The sequence below is a fragment of the Kribbella sp. VKM Ac-2566 genome, from assembly GCF_004366005.1.
GTDB classification, from domain to species: domain Bacteria; phylum Actinomycetota; class Actinomycetes; order Propionibacteriales; family Kribbellaceae; genus Kribbella; species Kribbella pratensis.
This window is the reverse complement of sequence record NZ_SODT01000009.1, coordinates 856,922-877,741: the sequence shown is the minus strand read 5'-3', so window position 1 is coordinate 877,741 and position 20,820 is coordinate 856,922. Positions and strand designations below refer to the sequence as shown.

The 20,820-nt window shown below is 68.5% G+C and carries 16 protein-coding genes; 12 read left to right on the top strand and 4 right to left on the bottom strand.

Annotated elements, in window-relative coordinates:
* Positions 1-58: 58 nt before the first annotated feature.
* The 3 genes from EV647_RS15680 to EV647_RS15670 all read left to right on the top strand — a co-directional run bounded on the left by EV647_RS15680 (position 59) and on the right by EV647_RS15670 (position 2,616).
* Positions 59-643, top strand: coding sequence for a TetR/AcrR family transcriptional regulator (locus tag EV647_RS15680; protein ID WP_130383294.1), 585 nt, complete (start codon positions 59-61; stop codon positions 641-643).
* Between the two features lie 84 nt (positions 644-727).
* On the top strand, positions 728-1,606 hold the full coding sequence (locus EV647_RS15675; protein WP_134003346.1) for a S1 family peptidase: 879 nt from the start codon (positions 728-730) through the stop codon (positions 1,604-1,606).
* 125 nt (positions 1,607-1,731) lie between these two features.
* Positions 1,732-2,616 (top strand): S1 family peptidase, encoded by an 885-nt coding sequence (locus EV647_RS15670; RefSeq protein WP_134003344.1) that lies wholly within the window; start codon positions 1,732-1,734, stop codon positions 2,614-2,616.
* A gap of 51 nt (positions 2,617-2,667) precedes the next feature.
* On the opposite strand, the gene rlmB is transcribed toward EV647_RS15670, so the two are convergent.
* Complete coding sequence (rlmB, locus tag EV647_RS15665) at positions 2,668-3,633, bottom strand: 23S rRNA (guanosine(2251)-2'-O)-methyltransferase RlmB (RefSeq protein WP_134003342.1); 966 nt, start codon at positions 3,631-3,633, stop codon at positions 2,668-2,670.
* 1 nt (position 3,634) lies between these two features.
* Positions 3,635-5,068: a cysteine--tRNA ligase gene (gene cysS / locus EV647_RS15660; RefSeq protein WP_134003340.1), complete on the bottom strand. Its 1,434-nt coding sequence runs from the start codon at positions 5,066-5,068 to the stop codon at positions 3,635-3,637.
* 132 nt (positions 5,069-5,200) lie between these two features.
* Here cysS and EV647_RS15655 point away from each other — a divergent pair, with 132 nt between their 5' ends.
* From EV647_RS15655 to EV647_RS15645, 3 genes are all read left to right on the top strand, one after another.
* Positions 5,201-6,019, top strand: a complete 819-nt coding sequence (locus EV647_RS15655; RefSeq protein WP_238177232.1) for a lysozyme — start codon at positions 5,201-5,203, stop codon at positions 6,017-6,019.
* Positions 6,020-6,049: 30 nt separating this feature from the next.
* On the top strand, positions 6,050-6,607 hold the full coding sequence (locus tag EV647_RS15650; protein ID WP_134003338.1) for a GNAT family N-acetyltransferase: 558 nt from the start codon (positions 6,050-6,052) through the stop codon (positions 6,605-6,607).
* Between the two features lie 61 nt (positions 6,608-6,668).
* On the top strand, positions 6,669-7,961 hold the full coding sequence (locus EV647_RS15645; protein WP_134003337.1) for a peptidase C39 family protein: 1,293 nt from the start codon (positions 6,669-6,671) through the stop codon (positions 7,959-7,961).
* A gap of 57 nt (positions 7,962-8,018) precedes the next feature.
* On the opposite strand, the gene EV647_RS15640 is transcribed toward EV647_RS15645, so the two are convergent.
* Entirely contained in the window at positions 8,019-9,713 is a 1,695-nt protein-coding gene (locus tag EV647_RS15640; RefSeq protein WP_134003335.1) for a DUF2207 domain-containing protein, read from the bottom strand.
* A gap of 153 nt (positions 9,714-9,866) precedes the next feature.
* Here EV647_RS15640 and EV647_RS15635 point away from each other — a divergent pair, with 153 nt between their 5' ends.
* From EV647_RS15635 to EV647_RS15625, 3 genes are all read left to right on the top strand, one after another.
* Complete coding sequence (locus EV647_RS15635; protein WP_134003333.1) at positions 9,867-10,916, top strand: neutral zinc metallopeptidase; 1,050 nt, start codon at positions 9,867-9,869, stop codon at positions 10,914-10,916.
* A gap of 176 nt (positions 10,917-11,092) precedes the next feature.
* Positions 11,093-12,184, top strand: a complete 1,092-nt coding sequence (locus tag EV647_RS15630) for a neutral zinc metallopeptidase (protein ID WP_238177231.1) — start codon at positions 11,093-11,095, stop codon at positions 12,182-12,184.
* 1,183 nt (positions 12,185-13,367) lie between these two features.
* Positions 13,368-14,372, top strand: a complete 1,005-nt coding sequence (locus EV647_RS15625; RefSeq protein ID WP_134003331.1) for a neutral zinc metallopeptidase — start codon at positions 13,368-13,370, stop codon at positions 14,370-14,372.
* 924 nt (positions 14,373-15,296) lie between these two features.
* On the opposite strand, the gene EV647_RS15620 is transcribed toward EV647_RS15625, so the two are convergent.
* Complete coding sequence (locus EV647_RS15620) at positions 15,297-17,000, bottom strand: DUF2207 domain-containing protein (RefSeq protein WP_134003329.1); 1,704 nt, start codon at positions 16,998-17,000, stop codon at positions 15,297-15,299.
* A 77-nt stretch (positions 17,001-17,077) separates the two neighbouring features.
* Between EV647_RS15620 and EV647_RS15615 the strand changes: the two genes are divergently transcribed.
* The 3 genes from EV647_RS15615 to EV647_RS15605 are packed head-to-tail and all read left to right on the top strand — an operon-like array spanning position 17,078 to position 20,764.
* Positions 17,078-18,253, top strand: coding sequence for a neutral zinc metallopeptidase (locus EV647_RS15615; RefSeq protein ID WP_238177230.1), 1,176 nt, complete (start codon positions 17,078-17,080; stop codon positions 18,251-18,253).
* Entirely contained in the window at positions 18,250-20,001 is a 1,752-nt protein-coding gene (locus tag EV647_RS15610) for a serine/threonine-protein kinase (protein WP_134003327.1), read from the top strand. The genes EV647_RS15615 and EV647_RS15610 overlap by 4 nt, the downstream gene beginning before the upstream one ends.
* Position 20,002: 1 nt before the next feature.
* The gene (locus tag EV647_RS15605; protein ID WP_134003325.1) at positions 20,003-20,764 is read left to right on the top strand and encodes an FHA domain-containing protein; all 762 of its coding nucleotides are present in this window, start codon (positions 20,003-20,005) and stop codon (positions 20,762-20,764) included.
* Positions 20,765-20,820 lie beyond the last annotated feature (56 nt).

Sequence of the window (20,820 nt, the reverse complement as noted above, 5' to 3'; positions counted from 1 at the left end):
ATGATACTCGTAACGATACTGAAGCACGCAACTCAGTATCGTTCTATGCTGTCTCGATATGACAACAGTCGTTCCGGGGCGGCGGACCCGCCGGCAGTCCGAGCTGCTCGACCGACTCCTGTCCCTGTTCCTCGAGCAGGGGTTCAGCCGGTTCACCCTGGACGACCTGGCCGCCGAGCTGCGCTGCAGCAAGACGACCCTCTACGCGCTGGCGCCGAGCAAGGAGCAGCTCGCCGTCGAGGTCGTGAAGCACTACTTCAAGAACGCCACCGCGCAGGTGGAGTCGGCGGTGGCCCGGCAGACCCGGCACGACCGGCGGATCGCGGCGTACCTGAACGCGGTCGCGGACGCCCTGCGGCCGGCCAGCCGGACCTTCCTCGACGACGTGGCGACCTTCGCGCCGGCCCGGTCGGTGTACGAGCGGAACACCCGGATCGCCGCCGAGCGGGTCCGGACGCTGATCGAGGACGGCATCAACAACAAGATGTTCCGGCAGGTCGACATCGCATTCGCGGCCGAGATGATCGCGCACACGATGCAGGCGATCCAGCGCGGCGACATCGCCCGCCGTACCGGGCTGAACGACGCCGAGGCGTACCGCGAACTGGCCTCGTTCGTACTGCACTCCCTGCGCCTCGACTGAACCGCCCGGCCCTTTAGGGTGGGGAAACCGTCCTCTTGCTGCCATACCGCGCATCAGCGCCGTACGCCCCGGAAGGCTGATCCTATGAAAACTCTCCGACGAACCGCGGCCATGGTGGCGGCTGCCGCTCTCGCCCTCACCGCCGCTGTGCCGGCCGGGGCCGATCCGGTGAAGCCGCCCCGCCTGTCCGCCAAGGCGATCACCAAGACGCTGAACGACCAGATCCACACTCCTGGTACGGCGTGGATGACACGGCCGGACGGCACCGTGCTGGTGTCGTACGACCCCACGGTCACCGGTACGAAGCTGAGCAAGCTGACCGGCCTGACCAAGCAGCTCGGGTCGAACGTCAAGCTTGAGAAGCTGCCCGGCAAGCTGCAGAAGTACATCAGCGGCGGCATGGCGACGTACGGCGGCGAGTACAAGTGCAGCGTCGGCTTCAACGTGCAGCGACGCGGCAAGTACTACTTCCTCACTGCCGGTCACTGCGGTGTCGACGCGGCCCGCTGGTACCAGGACCCGGGCCACAAGGTGTTCACGGGCGCGGTCCACCACGCCAGCTACCCGTGGAACGACTACGCCCTGGTCGTGTACCGCACCGACATCCCGCTGAAGGTGCCGGGCGGCAGCGTGTACCTCTACAACGGGCACTCGCAGGACATCACCCGGGCGATGACGCCGGGTCTCAACCAGTTGGTGTACCGCTCAGGTGCCACCAGCGGCCTGCACAGCGGCCGCGTGACCGGGCTCAACGCGGTCGTGAACTACGGTGACGGGCGCGTGGCCGGCCTGATCCGCACCAACGTGTGCGCGGAGCCCGGCGACTCGGGCGGTCCGCTGTTCTACCGGCAGTGGGCCTTCGGCCTGACCTCCGGCGGCTCGGGCGACTGCACCTCGGGCGGCGTGACCTACTTCCAGCCGGTCGTGGAAGCCCTCAACGCGTACGGGGTCTACATCTACTGAGCGGAGGTTTCCCCTACTCTCCGAACTTGTTTGAATACTCAGGGAGATAGTGGGGTAGGACACCTCACGGTTGAGTCAAGGACGCCCCGCCCCGAAGGCGTCCTCATCGTGAGGAGGCATCAACCATGAACATGTCCCCGTTCCGCCGTACCCTCGCTGTCCTGGCCGCGGCCGGGCTTGCCGCCGCCGGACTTCTGGCAACGCAGGCCTCGGCCGCACCGGTCAACCCGTCCACCCTGTCCGCCGCCGCGATCACGTCCACGCTCGTCAAGGACGCGACGATCCCGGGTACGGCGTGGCAGACCGACCCAGACGGCCGGATCATCGTGTCGTACGACGAAACCGTCACCGGCGCGAAGATGTCGAAACTCACCAGTGTCACCAAGCAGTTCGGCGACCGGATCAAGCTCGAGAAGATGTCCGGCAAGCTGACGAAGTACATCGCCGGCGGCGACGCCATCTACGGCGGGCAGTACCGCTGCTCGCTCGGCTTCAACGTGCGCAGCGGCAGCACGTACTACTTCCTGACCGCAGGACACTGCGGGAACATCGCATCCAGCTGGTACTCGAACTCCAGCAAGACCACGCTGCTCGGCACGACGTACGGGTCGAGCTTCCCGGGTAACGACTACGCGATCGTGAAGTACAGCACGTCGTACACGAACCACCCCGGGACCGTGGACCTCTACAACGGTTCTTCCCAGGACATCACGTCCGCCGGCAACGCCTACGTCGGCCAGGCGGTCAAGCGCAGTGGCAGCACGACCGGTGTGCACAGCGGCTCGGTGACCGCGACGAACGCCACGGTGAACTACGCCGAGGGTTCCGTCTCCGGCCTGATCCGGACCACGGTGTGCGCGGAAGGCGGCGACTCCGGCGGCGCACTGTTCGCCGGCTCGGTGGCCCTCGGCCTCACCTCCGGCGGCTCCGGCAACTGCTCCTCCGGCGGCACCACCTACTTCCAGCCCGTCACCGAAGTACTCTCCCGCTACGGCGTGAGCGTCTACTGATCCAGACATGACTGTGGGGCCGGGGAGATCTTCCCGGCCCCACACTCGTGTTCAGCTCGCGCGGCGGCGGGAGATTTCGTAGAGGGTTACGCCGGCGGCGATGCCGGCGTTGAGGGATTCGGTGGCGCTGGTCATCGGGATCGAGACGATCAGGTCGCAGTTCTCCCTGACCAGGCGGGCCAGCCCCTTACCCTCGGAGCCGATCACCAGGACGATCGGCTCGGTGGCGGCTTCGAAGGACGGGAGGTCCACGGCGCCGTTCATGTCGAGGCCGATGACCAGGAGGCCGGCGTCCTTGTAGGACTTGAGGGCCCGGTTGAGGTTGCCCGCGCGGGCGACCGGGATCCGGGCCGCGGCGCCGGCCGAGGTCTTCCAGGCCGAGGCCGACATCGACGCGGTACGGCGTTCCGGTACGACGACGCCGTGCGCCCCGAAGGCCGCGGCGGATCGCGTGATCGCGCCGAGGTTGCGGGGATCGGTCACGCCGTCGAGCGCGACGATCAGCGGCACCTCGCCGGCGGCGTGCGCTCGGTCGAGCAGGTCGTCCGGGTGCGCGTACTCGTACGGCGGGATCTGCAGCGCGACGCCCTGGTGCGAGCCGCCCGCGGTGACCCGGTCGAGCTCCGCGCGCGGCACCTCGAGCACCGACACCCCGGTCTCGACCGCGACCAGCAACGCCTCGCGCAGCCGGGCGTCCCGTTCGGTGCCCTCGGCAACGTGCAGGGCCGCGGCCGGTACGCCGGCCCGCAGCGCCTCGACCACCGGGTTCCGCCCGTAGACCCACTCGACCGCGGAGTCGTTGTCCTTGCGCGCCGCCGGGCGGCGGGTGCGTTCGCGCTCCTTGGCCCGCTCTGCCGCCTTCGCCCGCTTGTGCGCCGGGTGCTTGACCCGGTCCACGGCCTTCGGCGTCGGCCCCTTGCCCTCGAGTCCGCGGCGGACCCGCCCGCCGGACCCGGCCGTCGGGTTCCCCCGCGGCTTCTTCCGGATGGCGCCTTTGCGCTGGCTGTTGCCTGGCACGTCAGTTTCCTTCGTCGGTGGTAGTGGTCGCGAGGGACCAGCGTGGCCCCTGCGGAGTGTCCTCGACGACGACGCCGAGCGCCTTCAACCGGTCGCGGACAGCGTCCGCGGCGGCGTAATCCTTGCGTGTGCGTGCGGCCTGCCGCTGCTCGAGCAGCGCCTTCACCAGGCCGTCGACCACCTCGGTGAGCTCGTCGCTGCCGCCGGCCCGCGACACCCACGGCTCGGCCAGCGGGTCCAGCCCGAGCACGCCGAGCATCCCGCGCACCGACGCCAGCACCTCGCGTAGCGCCTCCGAGTCGCCGTCGGCCACCAGCTTGTTGCCGTCGCGCACGGTGTTGTGCAGTACGGCGATGGCGGCCGGCGTACCCAGGTCGTCGTTCATCGCGGCCACGAAGTCACCCGGCAGCTCGCGGTCCGGCTCGACGCCACCGGTCACCTCGACGGCCCGGGTCACGAAGCCCTCGATCCGCTGGAAGCTCTTCGCGGCCTCGTCGAGCGCCTCGAACGAGAACTCGACGACCGAGCGGTAGTGCGACTGCACCAGGTAGTACCGCAGCTCGATCGGGCGGACCCGCTCGACCACGTTCCGCACGACGGCGCTGTTGCCCATCGACTTCGACATCTTCTCGCCGGCCGTCGTGACGAGCGCGTTGTGCATCCAGAACCGGGCGAACTTCTGCCCGACCGCGGTCGACTGGGCCAGCTCGTTCTCGTGGTGCGGGAACCGCAGGTCCAGGCCGCCGCCGTGGATGTCGAACTCATCGCCGAGGTACTTGCCGGCCATCGCGGAGCACTCGATGTGCCAGCCAGGGCGGCCGCGGCCCCACGGCGCCGGCCAGGAGGCGGTCCACGGCGTGGCGTCGGTCCACCCCTTCCAGAGCGCGAAGTCACGCGGGTCCCGCTTGCCGCGCGGGTCCGCGTCCTCGGCGGCTTCCATGTCCGCGATCTTCTGGTGCGACAGAGCGCCGTACGACGGCCAGGACTGCACGTCGAAGTAGACGTCACCGGATCCGTCCGGAGCGACGTACGCGTGCCCGCGCTCGATCAGGTCGGCGATCATCTCGAGCATCTCCGGGATGTGCCCGGTGGCGCGCGGCTCGTACGTCGGCGGGCGGCAGCCGAGCACGTCGTACGCCCAGTGCAGCTCACGCTCGAACTCGTAGGCGTGCGCCCACCACGGGATACCGCGGTCGGCCGACTTCGCGAGGATCTTGTCCTCGATGTCGGTCACGTTCGCGATCACGGTGACCTCGTAGCCGGACCGCTCCAGCCAGCGCCGCAGGACGTCGAAGACCACTTCCTTGTAGATGTGCCCGACATGCGGGGCACCCTGCACCGTCAGCCCACAGTGGTAGATCCCGACCTTGCCCGGGTGGACCGGCTCGAAATCTCGCACTGCTGCTGTTGCGGTGTCGTACAAGCGAAGTGTCACCGGTCAAGGGTAACGGGAGGTGACGTCGGTAAATAATCACCGAACAAACCGCTGTAAGGGTTGGTTCTTGCCGGATGCGGGTAAGACCATCGCCGAGCGCTCTGTCCGCCCCTCATCGCTCTGGAGGAAACCGTGAAGTCCGCCCTTTTCACGGGTGCCGCCGTCGCTCTTGGCCTGATCCTGGCCTCGACCGGCTCCGCCCAAGCAAGCTCCACCCCTCAGCCCACCGCACAAGCCCGCCAGCACGGCATCACCAAGGCCGGCGACGCTTACATGGGATGGACGAACAACACCACCACGACCAGCGCCGCGCCCACCGACATGGGGATCACGGCGACCGTCGAAGGCATCGACGTGTCCAGTCACCAGGGCAACGTCGACTGGGCCTACTGGTGGGGTCAAGGCAAGCGGTTCGCGTACGTGAAGGCGACCGAAGGCACGTCGTACAAGAACCCGTACTTCGCCCAGCAGTACAACGGGTCCTACAACGTCGGCATGATCCGCGGCGCGTACCACTTCGCGCTGCCGAACAACTCCAGCGGCGCGACGCAGGCGAACTACTTCGCCAGCAGCGGCGGCGGCTGGTCCCGTGACGGCAAGACGCTGCCGGGCGCACTCGACATCGAGTACAACCCGTACGGCGCGACCTGCTACGGACTGAGCCAGTCCGCGATGGTCAGCTGGATCCGGGACTTCGTCAACACCTACAAGGCCCGCACCGGACGCGACGCGGTCATCTACACCAACTACAACTGGTGGAGCACCTGCACCGGCAACTCGACCGCCTTCAACTCGACCAACCCGCTCTGGGTCGCGCGCTACTCCTCCACCGTGGGGACGCTGCCCGGCGGCTGGCCGTTCTACACGTTCTGGCAGTTCACCTCGTCGCCGATCGACCAGAGTCACTTCAACGGCGACATGTCCCGGCTGACAGCGCTGGCGAACGGATAACTGGTTGCCGCGGTCGCATAGTCTCGATCGGTGACCTACTCACTGCCGATCGAGACTGACCGCCTGACCCTTCGACGCTACGTCGAGAACGACTACGACGACCTGCTGAAACTGCAGTCGAACCCTGACGTCACACGTTTTCTGCTGTACGACGTGCGGACGCCGGAGCAGGTCAAGGAGGCCCTCACCGGCCGGCTGGCCGATGTCCCGATGGACACCGACGGTCAAGCGCTCACCGTCGCGGTGATCCTGCGGGACACCGGTCAGCACTTGGGTGAGGTGACGCTGTTCATGAACAGCGTGGAGCACCGCACCGGCGAGATCGGGTACGTCTTCCACCCGGAGTCGCACGGCCACGGGTACGCCGCCGAGGCGTCGGTCGAACTGCTGCGGCTCGGGTTCGAGGAGCTCGGCCTGCACCGGATCATCGCGCGGCTCGACGCCCGCAACACCGGCTCGGTGAAACTGCTGGAGCGGCTCGGTCTGCGCCAGGAGGCGCACTTCGTGCAGAACGAGTACCTCAAGGGCGAATGGACCGACGAACTGGTGTTCGCGATGCTCTACAGCGAGTGGGACAAGCGTTCGTAAGTTTTTGTCCACGGCACGCCGTCTTGATGACAGCAACTGCCGCCCGGACTACCGTCGGAGTATGACTTCCGCCCGTTCTGTCACCGCGCTGGTTCTCGGTGTGGTTGTGCTCAGCGCCGGCAGCTTGCCGAGCGAAGCCGTGAAGGTCTCCCCTGCACGGCAGGTCGCCTACCGAACCTGGACATCCAGCGCCGACTTCCTCGCCGGCCAGCAGTCCGGCACCACGGTCGCCGACGGCGCCCTCACGTTCGGCACGGCGACCGGCTCCACGTCGTACGTCGACCCGTTCGGCGACGGCACCGCCAAGTCCTACGACCAGACCAGTTGGGTCTCGCCGCAGGTCAGCACCGGCTTCGGGCTGACCGAACTGGTCGCCTCCTGGAACGCGACCACCCCACCGGGCACCTGGGTCGAGGTGTCGATGGCAGGTACGACGAACCTCGGCACGACCACCAAGTGGTACGTGCTCGGCCGCTGGTCCAGCGGGGATGACACTGGAGCCGGCGACATCCACCGGACCTCGGTGCCCAGCCAGGGCGACGCCAACGGATCCGTTGCCGTCGACACCTTCCAGTCCGCCACAGGTCAGTGGCTCGACCGCTGGCAGCTCAAGGTCACCCTGTACCGGCTGAGCGGTACGACGCAGTCGCCCGTGGTCCGGTCCGTCGGAGCGATGGCCTCCCGGCTGCCGTCCGACAAGAAGGTTGCCGTCAGCCCCCTCGGCGGCGCGGAGGGCATGGTCCTCGACGTACCGACGTACTCGCAGGAGACGCATGTCGGGCAGTACCCGCAGTGGGACGGCGGCGGTGAGGCGTGGTGTTCGGCGACGTCGACCGCGATGGTGCTCGACTACTGGGGCGCCGGACCGACAGCGGCCGAAACCGCGTGGGTGGATCCGTCCTACTCCGATCCGCAGGTGGACCACTCGGCGCGGTCCGTCTTCGACTACGCGTACGACGGCGCGGGCAACTGGCCGTTCAACACGGCTTACGCCGGAACACGCGGGCTCGACGCCTTCGTCACGCGGCTACGGTCGCTGACCGAGGCCGAACAGTTCATCAAGGCCGGCATCCCACTGGTCGCGTCGCTGTCGTTCAAGAAGAGCGAGCTACCCGGTGCGGGCTATGGGACCAACGGGCACCTGATGGTGATCGTCGGGTTCGACCAGAGCGGCAACGTGATCGTCAACGATCCTGCGTCCCACCTGATCGCGAGCAACGACCAGGTGCGGACGACGTACGACCGGGAAGCCTTCGAGAACGCGTGGGTGCCGCACTCGGGCGGGCTCGTGTACGTGATCCACCCGGAAGGCACACCGTTGCCTACGCCAACGGATCCCCAGCACAACTGGTGACAGACGACAGGGCCCGCCACGCCGGGGCGGCGTGGCGGGCCCTGTTCAATGCGGTGATCAGCGGGCGAAGAGTGCGCCCGTCAGGTTGGTGGTGAGGTTGCGGAGCGAGTCCGGCAGGTACTGCAGGTGCCATCCGCTCGGGCCGCGGTACCAGGTGAAGCCCTCGTCCGCTTCGTCCGGCGTGGAGTCGGTCGCGACCAGTGCGTCGATCCAGCGGTCCGAGCCGCCGAGTACGACGGCGTACGGCAGAGCGCGCGAGCAGAGCTCGGCGTGCTGGTCGGTCGGCAGCTCGCTGACATCCATCTCCAGCAGCTCACCGCGGATCGCCGCGACCTGGCCGAGCACACGGCCGGCGGCCGGGGCCTTGGCCGGCATGTAGCGGCCGACCACGAGCAGGCCGACGCCGACCAGCGTGATCGCGAGGCCGAGCAGGCCCCAGGTCGACAGCAGCGCCAGCAGGACGGTCGCGATGACGCCGACCACAGTGGTCACGATGCCGATCGTTGCCCACAGCGACCGAGTGCGGTCCGGGCGCTCGGTGAACCAGCCGCGCTTGACGACACCGTCGTACAGGGCGTCCTGGACCTGGGCGAGGTTCGCCCGGACCTGCTTGCCGAGCTCGGAGACCAGCACCGAGTCGGCGTCGCCGAAGATCGCGCGGATCAGGACGTTCTCGTAGCGCTGCAGCTCCTCCGCAGGGGCGTTGGAGACCCGGCGCAGTTCCCAGTCCGGCCGTGCGAACTCGGTGCTGTGCTCGAGCTCGACGATCTGGATGTGACCGCGAACGGCCAGGTCGATGATCGTCGCGGTCACGTCGACCGGGTCGATCCGCTCGTCGATCAGCGTGCCGACCTCACCGGGCCGCAGGTCCGACGGCGGCGTGAAGTCGATCCGCGTGTCGGCGCCGAGGCTGAACAGCGACGCCGGTACGACGCGCCGCGGGTCGACCTGGTCCCGGCCACGCAGCCGGTACAGCACGAACAGCGCGATCGCGCCGAGCAGCAGCACCGCCAGCGCCGTGATCAGCTGCGCCGCGTCGGTGGAGAAGGCCCGCTTGAAGGTGTGCCGGTACTCGATGATCGAGTTGTCCGCGATCTGGCCCTTCGGGAAGCCGACCGCCATCTTGACCGTGTTGCCCGGCGGCAGCGCGGTCTGCTGGAAGGTCGGGCCGGAGGTCTCGCCGATCTGCGCGAGCGTGCACGGGATGTTGCTGTCGATCGGTCCGGCGAAGCAGGAGACGTGCGAGACCTCGGGGACGCTGAAGACGATGTTCGCGGTCTGGATCGGGAGGTTGATCCCGGTCAGCGGCGCGAACCGCACCTCGGTCCCGTCCAGGGTCTTCGCGACCGCGCCCTTCACGGTGTAGGTGACGTCGAGTTGCGTCGTCGCGCCGCTGATGTCCGGTACGGCGATCGACGTGACGTCGCCCTCGGTCTTCAGCTCGGCCTTCTTGTCCTGGCCGCCCACCTTGACCTGCAGGTCGCCGATCTCCTGGACGTGGTCGATGTCGTCCGGCAGGTGGTCCCGCGTGACGACGAACCGGGTGAAGGTCCCGGTGACATTGCTGAGCTTCCAGGTCTCGGCGACCCGGAGCAGACCGTCACGCTCGACGCGGACCTGGCTGTCGTAGTTGGTCACCACCGGGTCGGCGGCGGCGCTGGTTGCGTCCGCGCCGGCCGCACCGGCTGGGACAGTGGACAGGCCGAGCAGGCCGAGGGCACACAGGGATAGCCCGAGGAGACGTAGACGCATCGCCCAATCACACCGTAGAAAGAGGGTCAGGTTGACACGGGGCACGATAGCGTCTGCGGAGTGTCAGGCAACCAATGGGGACCGGGACCCGGACAATTCGGCCCGCCACCACAGCAGGGTTACCAAGGTGGGCCTCCGCCTCCTCAGTACTCCATGCCCCCGCAGTACTACGCTCCCCCGCCGCCGCCCGGCCCGCAGTACGGATGGGGCCCGTTGCCGCCTCAGCCGCGGAAGAGGTCCGGCGGTACGGCGCTACTGGTCGTCGCACTGCTAGCGGTGGTGGCGGCCGGCGGCGTGTTCCTGGCAGTGAAACTCACACAGGGCGGCGGCGACGGACCTACCACGGCCGCACCGGTCGCCACGGAGTCAGCGACCCCTGAGCCGACTACGGCTCCGAGCAGCGTCCCGCCTCCTCCGCCAACTGCCGCTCCGCGGCCCACGCGGACAACCAGGACCACGACGAAGGTCACGCCGCCGAAGCCGGCGCAGACCGTGAACCCGGCGACGTACAACGCGACCCACCGGCTGTACAAGACCGGTGTCATGCGGACCGTGAACTGCAAGCAGGCAAAGACTGGTCTCGGCAACGGCTCGCAGTCGCTGGCGTACTTCAAGACGATCAAGACCTGCCTGGACCGGGCCTGGCCGAAGCAGGTCGCCGCGTCCGGCGGCCGGTTCCGGTCCCCCGGTCTGGTCGTCTGGGGCGGTTCGGTGAACACACCGTGCGGTGGCGGCGTGGGGCGCTCGTTCTACTGCCCGACGACGCACACCATTTATATGGAGTCGCCGTCGATCGTCTCGTTCTACAAGCAGAACCCGACGTTCGGCCGGATGGTCGGCACGTTCACCATGGCCCACGAATACGCGCACGCGGTGCAGTGGATGACCGGGCTCGGCGTGGCCTACACGAGGCTCCGGTACGACGCTTCTGCCGCAGGAGCGTTGCAGCTGAGTCGCCGGCTCGAACTGCAGGCCTCCTGTCTCGGCAACGTGTTCCTGGGTGCCAACCGCAACAGCTACGGCATCACCGGATACGCGTACCAGATGTGGCTGTACGACGTGAACAACAGCGGCGATCGTCCGCCGTACCCGCGAGACCACGGCAGCACCACCAACCACGGAGCCTGGAGCCGGGCGGCCTTCCAGAGCCGCAATCCGGCCAGCTGCAACACCTGGTCGGCCTCACCTGCCCGGGTAAGTTGAGCCCTGGCTCCGGTAGCGTCCTGGGTGTGTCAGGCAACCAATGGGGACCTCCTCCGGGGCAGCAGTACCCGCCGCAGCAGCCACCTCCGCCCTGGCAGCAGGGACCGGGTTTTCAAGGGCCTCCTTTTCCGGGGCCGGGGCAACCTTTCCACGGGCAGTCGTTCCAGGGCCAGCCGATGCCGGGTCCCGGGCAGCCGCAGTTCGGGTGGGGTGCTCCGCCTGGCGGACCGCAGCCGCCGAAGAAGCGGCGCGGCGGGGTGATCGCTGTGTGCGTGCTGCTCGGCGTGCTGCTGGCCGGTGTAATCGCACTCAAGACGGTCTCCTACGTGCTGAAACACAATGGCGACCCGTCGTACGCGCAGCCGACGCCCACCACGTCGTACAGCCCGACGAACGAGCCCACCGAGGAGCCGTCCGGCGGGCCGACCAGCGCCGTACCGACGGCCGAGCCGACCACCGCCCGGCCGACCACGCAGGCGCCGCGGCCGACCGCGACCCGGTCGACCGCGACCGCGACCACTAGGCCGACGACCAACCCAGGTCCGACCGACAGCGACTTGGTGCTGCGGAACAGGCTGTACAAGGCCGGCGCGATGAGATCGGTCAGCTGCAAGGAGTCCAAGGCGCGGCAGAGCACAGTGGCCGGCGCACGGGCCAACTACAAGAACCTGTGGGGCTGCCTGAACAGAGCATGGGCGCCGCTGGTGACCAAGGCCGGTGGGCGGTTCCGAGCACCGACCGTGCAGATGTTCAGCGGGACGATCACGACACCGTGCGGGACCCACAGCGACTCCGGTCCGCCGTTCTTCTGCGGCAGCACCGACACCATCTACATGAACCTCAGCGAGGACCTCGGCAACTACAACCGCTACCCGCAGTCCTACCAGAAGGTGTGGGCGCGGATGTGGATGCTGCACCAGTTCGCGCACGAGTACGGGCACCACGTCCAGAACAACATGGGGATCCTGCAGGCGTACGCGCGGATCCGGTACGAGCGGCCGACGTACGCGATGGAGCTGCAGGACAGCCGGCGGCTGGAGCTGCAGGCGTCCTGCTTCTCGGACATCTTCATCGGCGCCAACCGGCGTACCTACCCGATCACCGGGCAGTCGCTGTTCCAGTGGCGCTGGCTGATCGGGCACGTGACCGACCTCGGGAACGACCACGGCGACGCGAACAACCACCAGTACTGGGCCACCCGCGGGTACAACGCCCGGAACCCGAGCGCCTGCAACACTTTCGTCGCATCGGCCGCGAAGGTGCAGTGAGCGCCGTCACTGGTCCACTTCGAAACGACTGGCCGGAGTAGCTAGCCTGGTGGGTCCGTATCGCGCAAAGTATGTCGCGGAAGATATGTAGGGGGAGGCGGCTTCGGCGCCCCACCAACGAGCTGCAGAGCTGTAGCCAGCAAGGTCGTGAGGAGCATCGATGTCGGACAACAGGAACCAGCCACCGGGGAGCGACCCGGCTGACGATCAGCCGGAGCGCCCGCAGGAGCCCGTTCCAGGCCAGCCGCGCGCAGGCCAAGGACCCGGTAATGGTGGTTGGTTCGGAACCCGGGACCACGAGACCGGCCCTCGTGGCGGCGGCCCTGGGGAGCAGCGTCCTGGGGAGCAGCGTCCTGGGGGAGGTCAGCCGGCCACGTGGTGGACGGGTGACTCCGACGCCAAGCGGGAGTTCAGCAACCCGGCCCCGTCCGAACAGCCCCCCAGCAGCTGGTTCGACGGCGGCTGGGACCCCAACCGCCGAGAACACCCCGACCAGCCCGCCCCCGGCCAGCCCCAACCCAACCGCCCTCAGCCGGGCCCGAACCAGCCCGGCCCTGGTCGACCAGGACCGAACCAGGCCGGTCCAGCACAGGCCGGTCCAGCACAGGCCGGTCCAGCACAGCCCGGTCCAGCACAGCCCGGTCCAGCACAGCCCGGCCCAGCACAGCCCGGTCCAGCCCAACCACGCCCCATCCAGCCCGGCCCGAACCAGCCCGGCCCAAGCCAGCCTGGTCCGAACCGACCTGCTTCCTGGCAGGCTGGCCCGCCGGCACCCCAGCCCAGCGCCACCCCTCCCAGCCCGTGGCAGTCAGGTCCCCCGCAGGGTCCCCAGGGTCGTCAGAACCCGCAGTCGGGTGCGAGCCCGTCCAGGCCTTCCGAGCCCAACGCTCCTCAGTCGGGGGCGTCGTGGGGGAATCAGTCGTGGCCTCTGCAGACCGGGAGCGCTCAGAGCGGTGGATCGCAGTCCGAGTCGAGCGCTTGGCAGTCGTCGCCTTCGCAGCAGCAGCCCCCGCAGCAGCAGACCGGACCGCGCTCAGAGAGTTCGTACCTGTGGGGCCCACAGGGTCAACAGCAGGGACAGCAGCAGTCGTCCCCCTGGAGCAACGCGCTCCCGCCGCAGCAACAGCAGACAGGCCCCCGCCATGCCGCGTCCCAGGGCGGTCACGGCGGTCAGATCGGCCCGATGGGCCAGCCTGTCCAGCAAGCACCCACCTGGCAGTACCCGCCGATCCCGATCCCGCAGCCACCCGGCGGCCGTCGCCGGCGGAAGAAGAAGATCTCCCGCACGCTCCTGATCGGTCTGGTCGTGCTCGCGGTCCTCGTGGTCGGTTCCGGCATCACACTGCTGATCCGCGGCCTCGGCGGTGACGAGCCCGAGGCAAAGACGACTCCGACGACCACAGTCTCGGAGTCCCCGTCCCCGTCCGAGAGCCCGTCCCCCTCACCGTCCCCGTCGACGCCGCGTGGCCCGACGGCCGACGAGGTCGTGAAGGGCAGCCGGCTCTACACGATCGGCCCGCTCGCCGCGTCGAAATGCGCCGAGCCGCCGTTCGCACCGGTCACCGTCCCGGCCGCGCAGCAGTACTACAATCGCCTGCTGCCCTGCCTGAACCGCACCTGGTGGCTGGCGATGAAGAAGGCGAACCTGCCGTTCCGCAACCCGAAGGCCGTCGTGTACGTCGGTAAGGCGCCCTCGCCCTGCGGCGTGCAGCGCAGCGTGCGGGCGGCGTACTGCGGCGCGAACGAGACGATCTACCTGCCGTTCACCGTCGACAACGGCTACTACAAGTCCAACCCGGTCTACACCCGCGCGGCCATGCTGAACACGTTCGCGCACGAGTACGGCCACCACATCCAGAAGCTGAGCGGGATCCTCGCGTCGTCGATGGCCCGGCAGAAGAGCATGACGCCCAACCAGAAGCTGACCGAGAGCCGCCGCCGCGAACTGCAGGCGACCTGTCTCGGCGCGGTCTACCTCGGTGCCAACGCGCCGTACATCCCGATGAACGGCGTACTGCTGAACAACTGGAAGTTCCTGATCTCGCACTCGGGTGACGACTACTCCCGGCCGCGGGTCCACGACCACGGCAACCGGGTCAGCAACTACCAGTGGTCGATCACCGGCTACAACAGCAAGAAGCCGGACTCCTGCAACACCTTCACCGCAGCCGACGTCCGAGTGAACTAACCCGCGAGACAAGTAATGGTGGGTTGCCACCTGTTATTACCTGTCTCCAGCCACCAGCGACTGCCCCCACTCCCCACCTACCAGCCGTCCCGCCGAAGAGCCACCGCCCGTCGAGCCTACGACGGGCTCTCCGGCTCTTGTGGCTGATGTGTGGGTGGTTGTGTGCCGGGGCGGGTGGTGAACGGCTGGGTATGCAGTCTCGACAGGAGGTGCCGGGTGGCTGGGTAGTGCACCCGAGCGTGAGTGTGGTCGTGCGTACGGTGTCTGGCCGGTGCTCTACCTGTCGAGCTGACCACCACCCGCAAGCTCCTGGCTGCTGTGGCTCCCCAAACCGGTTTGGGGAGCGTTTCGTCCGGGACTGGGGAGCCGTGCATCCCGGAAACGGCAGGTGAATCGTCCCCAAACTGGTTTGGGGAGCTCTGCTGCCCGGGACGTGGTGGGTGGAGACCTTGGGCTGTCGCTTTGCTGCCCGATCCGGGTCGGCCTCGGACAGCGGGGAAACAAACTTGCACCTAGCGACGGTTTCTTTCCCGCCACGAGGGCGTACGCCGGCCGGCGCGACGGCTCACCGTCCGGGGCGCAGCCGAAACCCACGACTGCACGCACGCCGGTACCTGGGCGATCTTCGCTTGGGGAGCCGCGGACCGATCGGCCTGGTGGGGTCGACTGGCGCGGCGATGGTGGGGAGTGGGAACAGACACTGGGGATCGGGGCCAGGCAATACCAGGTGCCGACCCACCAGTACCTCTCGCACGACCCCGGATCGGGCTGATCGCCGCCCACACATCGGACAGCAGTGCCGGTTATCCCTCGCGTTGGGGGTTCTCTACTGCTACACAAGCAGAGAACCCTGCACGCGGGGGGTTATCCGGTGCGGTGCGGGCGTGTGGGTGGGGTGGTTGCTGTGGGGCCGGGTCGGCGGTGTCAGCCGAAGAGGCGGCGGGCGGTGGTCAGGGTGCCGCCGAACGAGGTGACGAAGTTGCTGAGCGATTCTCCGATGTCGGACAGGTGCCAGTTCTCCGGACCGGAGTACCAGCCGATGCCCTCGTCCGGGTCGTCGTCGTCATCGGTGGCGGCGATCTCCAGCGCCCACTTCTCGGTCATTCCGAGCACAGCGGCGTACGGGAGGCAGCGGGACGCGAACTCGAGCCGGTGGCTCTGCGGCAGGTCGGACGAGGTCTCGTTGGCCAGGTAGTTCTGCAGACCGGCCACGCGGCCCAGTACGGCGGCACCGCGCGCGGTACGGGCCGGTGCGGCCTGGCCGACGAGTGCGAGCACCAGACCGGCCGCCATGACGGCGAAACCGACCAGGGCGAACTTGCTGACAATCGCGAGCACGATGGTCAGTACGACGCCCGCACCGAGTAGCACCACGCCGGCGGTGGTCCACCGGTTCCGGACCGCGTCCGGGCGGTTGTTGAACCAGCCCTGCGTGACGACGTCGGCGTACAGCTGCTCGCGGACCAGGTTGAGACGCGGCCGCAGCGACGGGCCGAGCGCGGAGACGAGCACCGAGTCGCCGTCCGCGAACACCGCGTCCAGCAGGGCCTTCTCGTACGCCAGCAGCTCCGGACCGCCCGGGTGCAGCCGCCGCAGCTCCCAGTCGAGCTTGCCGAAGTGTGACTCGCGCGGCTGCTCGACGATCGTCAGGTAGTTGCGCACGGCAAGGTCCAGCAAAGTTGCGGTGATGTCGACGACGTCGGCCGTCTCGTCCACCACGGTGCCGACCTGGCCGGGCCGGATCCCGTCCGGAGCGGCGAACTGCGGGCCGTCGGCGCTGTCGAGCACCGGGCGCTCCGGCGCTCCGTCACCGACCTTCGCGGCGTCCCGGCCGCGGAAGAACCACAGGCCGACCGCACCGAGGAGTCCGAGCCCGAACACGATGACTGCCAGCCCGACGGTGGTCTTGTCGACCGTGAACGCCCTCCCGAGCGTCCACCGGGTGGAGTACTGCGCGTTCGCCTGCACGGTCGCCTGGTCGCTCAGCCCGGTCAGGAACGTCACCCGGCCACCGGCGGGTACGCCGTTCTGCTCGATCTGCAGCGCGGCCGACTCGGCGAGCTGGGACGACGTACACGGAAGACTCGAACCGGTGCGACCGGCGAAGCAGGTCACCCAGGTCGCGAACGGGACGCCGACAGTCAGGCTTGCCTTCGGGATCGAGGTGGCGAAGCCCTGCACGATCGGCCAGCTCACCTGGCGGCCCTCGGTCGAGTCGGCGACGACGTTGTCCACGGTGTAGCTGTAGACGATCTTCGACTGCCCGGACACGTTCAGCGTCAGCTTGCGGCCGTCGTCGGTGCTGTCGTTCTGGAAGCCCTGGGCAGGCTGTCCGTTGACCGTCGCGGACACGTCCTTCAGCTCGTACGTGCGGTCCCGCTCGGAGTCCGACCGGACCCGGGTGGCCAGCGTGCGGCTGAACGTCGTACCGCCTGCGGTCAGGTCGACCGTCTCCTTGACCTGCAGCTCACCGTCCTTGGTGAGCGTCGCGTCCGCGGAGTACGCGGTGATCTGGTCCCCTGCCATCGGGGCCACCGCGTCGGCGGCCACAGTGCTCAGGGCAACGAACAACGGGGCGGTCAGGGACATCAGCAGGGCAGCCGGGAGGAGGCGGCGCTTCGGTGACATGGGTCGAGGGTAGTCTCGTGCCGGTTCGTGCAGCGAACTCGACCGACCGCGTGACCCGACCACTGGAGGCCAGACCTGTGAGCAGCCCGTACGGGTACAGCGGCCCACCGCAGGGTGCACCGCAGGGCCGGCCACTCGGCCCGCCGCCTGGTGTGCTGCCACCACCGCAGGCCGCGCCGTGGCCGCCGCAGCAGGGTCAGTATCCGCAGGGTCCGGCGCAAGGTACGCCGTACCCGGGCCGGCCGTACCCCGGTCAGCAGTACCAAGGGCAGCAGTACCAGGGTCAGCAGTTCCCAGGTCAGTTCCAGCCGTACTACGGCGGTCCGGGTCAGTTCAACGGGTTCCAGCCGCCACGGAAGCGCGGCGGCGCGCTGCGCCTGGTCCTGGTCAGCTTCATCTTCCTCACCTTCATCGGTGTGTCGGTGGCCGTGCTGGCCGCCCTGCTGGGCTCCGACAGCACCACGGACACGGCCGAGCCCAAGGTGACCGGGCCGTCGATCGTGCCGACGCCGACGACCACACCCGAGAAGGGCACCGCCGAGGACTTCCTGCTGAACGCCGACATCTACCGCACGGGTGCGCTGCCGCAGCAGAACTGCCCGGCGGCCAACCTCGGCAGCGGCAGCCTGGCATCGCAGAAGGTCTACTACCAGCGGCTCTTCAAGTGTCTGAACGACGCGTGGCGGCCGATCTTCAAGGAGCTCGGCGAGGAGAAGCCGGACCCGGGCCTGGTCGTGTTCGACCAGCCGGTCCAGACGCCGTGCGGCAACTTCGCACCGCTGTCGGGACGGGTGCTGGCGTTCTACTGCTACGGCAACCAGGTGATGTACACCGACGTGAAGCAGATGAACCGTGCCTTCGGTCCGCAGCAGGACCTGGCATACCTGATGACGATCGCGCACGAGTACGGCCACCACGTCCAGGGCGTCACCGGGCTGTTCTACGCCCGTGCCGTGTATGTGCAGGACCATCCGGAGCAGAAGCTGGAGAGCTCGCGGCGTAACGAACTGCAGGCGTCCTGCTTCGCCGGTGTGTTCAGCAAGGCCGTGGCGAAGTCGTACCCGCTGACCGACCGGCTGCAGGAGTTCAAGGAGCAGTCCAGCAACAGCTTCGGTGAGTCGGCCGACACACCGCAGGACGAGCGGACGCACGGTCTGGCGACCAGCCAGGGCTTCTGGATCCAGAACGGCTTCAACATCGGTGAGAACAAGGCCTGTGACACCTTCGCGGTATCGGCGGACCTGGTGAAGTGACGACCCGGCTGATCGGGGGCCGCTACCTGTTGGGGGAACCGCTCGGCTCGGGCGGTATGGGCTCGGTGTGGCGTGCCCACGACCAGCAGCTGGACCGGGTGGTCGCGCTGAAACGCGCGCATCCCGGGGTGGACGACCCGGACGGACGCCGGCTGCGCCGTGAGGCGCGGACCGGTGCCCGGCTGCACGACCCGCACGTAGTGACGATCTTCGACGTGGTGACGGACGGGGACGAGCACTGGCTGGTCCTGGAGTACCTGCCGTCGCGGAGCCTGGACGAACTGGGCAAGCTGCCACCCGACCAGGTCGCGCGGATCGGCGGACAGATCGCGTCGGCGCTGCAGGCCGTGCACGCGGCAGGCATCATCCACCGGGACCTCAAGCCGGCCAACATCCTGGTCACCGCGGACGGTACAGCGAAACTCGCGGACTTCGGCATCTCGCGGCGACTGTGGGCCGAGGCGACGCTGACGGACAGCTCGACCGTCGGTACGCCGGCCCACCTGGCACCGGAAGTAGCCAACGGCAACGAACCGACGACCGCCTCCGACGTGTTCTCGTTGGGCGCGGTGCTCTACACGGCGCTGGAGGGCCACTCGCCGTTCGGCGACGACCCGAACCCGCTGGCGGTCCTGCGACGCGCTGCACGCGGTGAACTGGAGCCGTTGCGACGCGGTGGCGAGCTGACGCCGCTGATCACGCGGATGCTCGCTGTAGAACCAGCCGACCGCCCGTCGGTCGCCGAGGTCGTGAACGAACTCGGCGGTACGGCGGCCGCGCCCGTCAACAGGCGACGCAGACGATGGGTGATCCCCGCGGCGGCTGCCGGTGTCGCGGTGGTCGCCGTACTGGCGGTTCTGATCGGACGGGCGGTGTCGGGGCCGTCGGAGCCGTCGGCCGCGCCCACGACGGCTGTCGCCGGTCCGGTGGGTGATCCGTTGACGGCGGATCCCTGTGCGTTGATCGACGCGGCGTCGCTGAGCAGGTTCGGGGAGGCGACGCTGGAACCGGCGTACGGGAACTTCGACCGGTGTGACGTGGTGGTGAACGGCAGCGGCGGCCAGCAGGTCGACGTACGGGCGGAACTCGACGAAGCAGACAACGAACTGCCTCAGGGTGCGGTGGAGAAGTTGACCGGCAACCTGAACAAGGTCGTCCGTGGGCGGGCCGGGGACGGCAACTGCGAACGCGTACTCGTGCTGTCGGACGGTACGCATGTAGTGGTCGAGGCCCGGCACACCGACGGGTCCGGGATGGACGTGTGCGCGATGGCGGAAGCCGTGACGCAGAAGGCGATCGGGGTCATGAAGGCCGGGCCGATCCCCCGCCGTGCGCAGCCGTTGCCGGCCGCGTCGCTGGCGCATCTCGACGCCTGCACGCTGCTGGACAACCAGGCGCTCGAGCTGATCCCGGCGGTGGACGCGAAGCATCCGGACACGTCGTTCGGCGGCTGGTCGTGCGGTTGGGAGAGTACGACCAGCGATCTGTCGGTGGACGTCCGGTTCGACCGGGACCAGCCGCTGGACGCGTCGGACGGGCGCCCGGTGACGATGTCCGGCCGGTCCGCGTTCGTGTCGAGCGAGGACGACGGCCCGGGGACCTGTGCGGTACTGATCGTGTTCCGGCAGTACGCCGATACCGTCGAACTGGTGACGGTCATCGCGAGAGGCCCAGGTACGCAGACCTCATTGTGCGGACTGGCCTCGAAGCTAGGTCAAGCAGTCGCGACGAAGCTGCCGAAGGCCTGAGATGGAGCGTCTCCCTCCGAACCAGACCAGCCTGTCCCGCGGCGTACCTGACGCGAAGCCGGGCACCATCTTCGTGCTGAGCATCGCAGGTGGTGTCAGCCTCGACGCCGGACCACACCGGACGATCCTGTTCGGACGCAACCGTCCCGAGGTGCATGTCTGCATCGGCGAGGACGATCCGCGCGTCAGCCGGATGCACGGCTCGATCAGCCACCGCAGCGGTCAGTGGTACGTCGCAGTGACCGGGCGACTGCCCGTGCGGTTCCCACGTCAGCGGACGCTGTTCGCCGGCGAGGATCCGATACCTCTGGCGGCTGGTTACACACCGCTGTTCGTACAGGGCTCCAGCGGACGCGAGCACCTCCTGGAGGTGTACGTCGTGGGCGACAGCGGGACTCGCCCCGTACCGCGGCCACGTGCGTCAACGCACCCGCCGCGCGTCTGGCAGCTGTCTCCGGCTGAAAAGCTCGCGTTGATCGTGGTCGGCCAGCGCTATCTGCTGCACGACCTGCATCCGCTGCCGCTGTCCTGGCGACAGGCCGCGGACCAGCTGGCCGAGCTGCAGCCGACGGAGAGCTGGACCGCCAAGCGGGTCGAGCACCTGGTCTCGAACGTCCGCAGTCGGCTGTCGCGGGACGGCGTACCCGGCCTGACTCGTGAAGAGGTCGGTGAGCCGGTCGGCAACGCCCTGAACGACAACATGTTCCGGGAACTGCTGCTGAGCACCACACTGGTCCCCGCGGACCTCGACCTACTGGACTGAGTTCGGGAGGGGTCCCCGGCGACCGGACTTACCGTCGCCGGCATGACCAAGCCGCC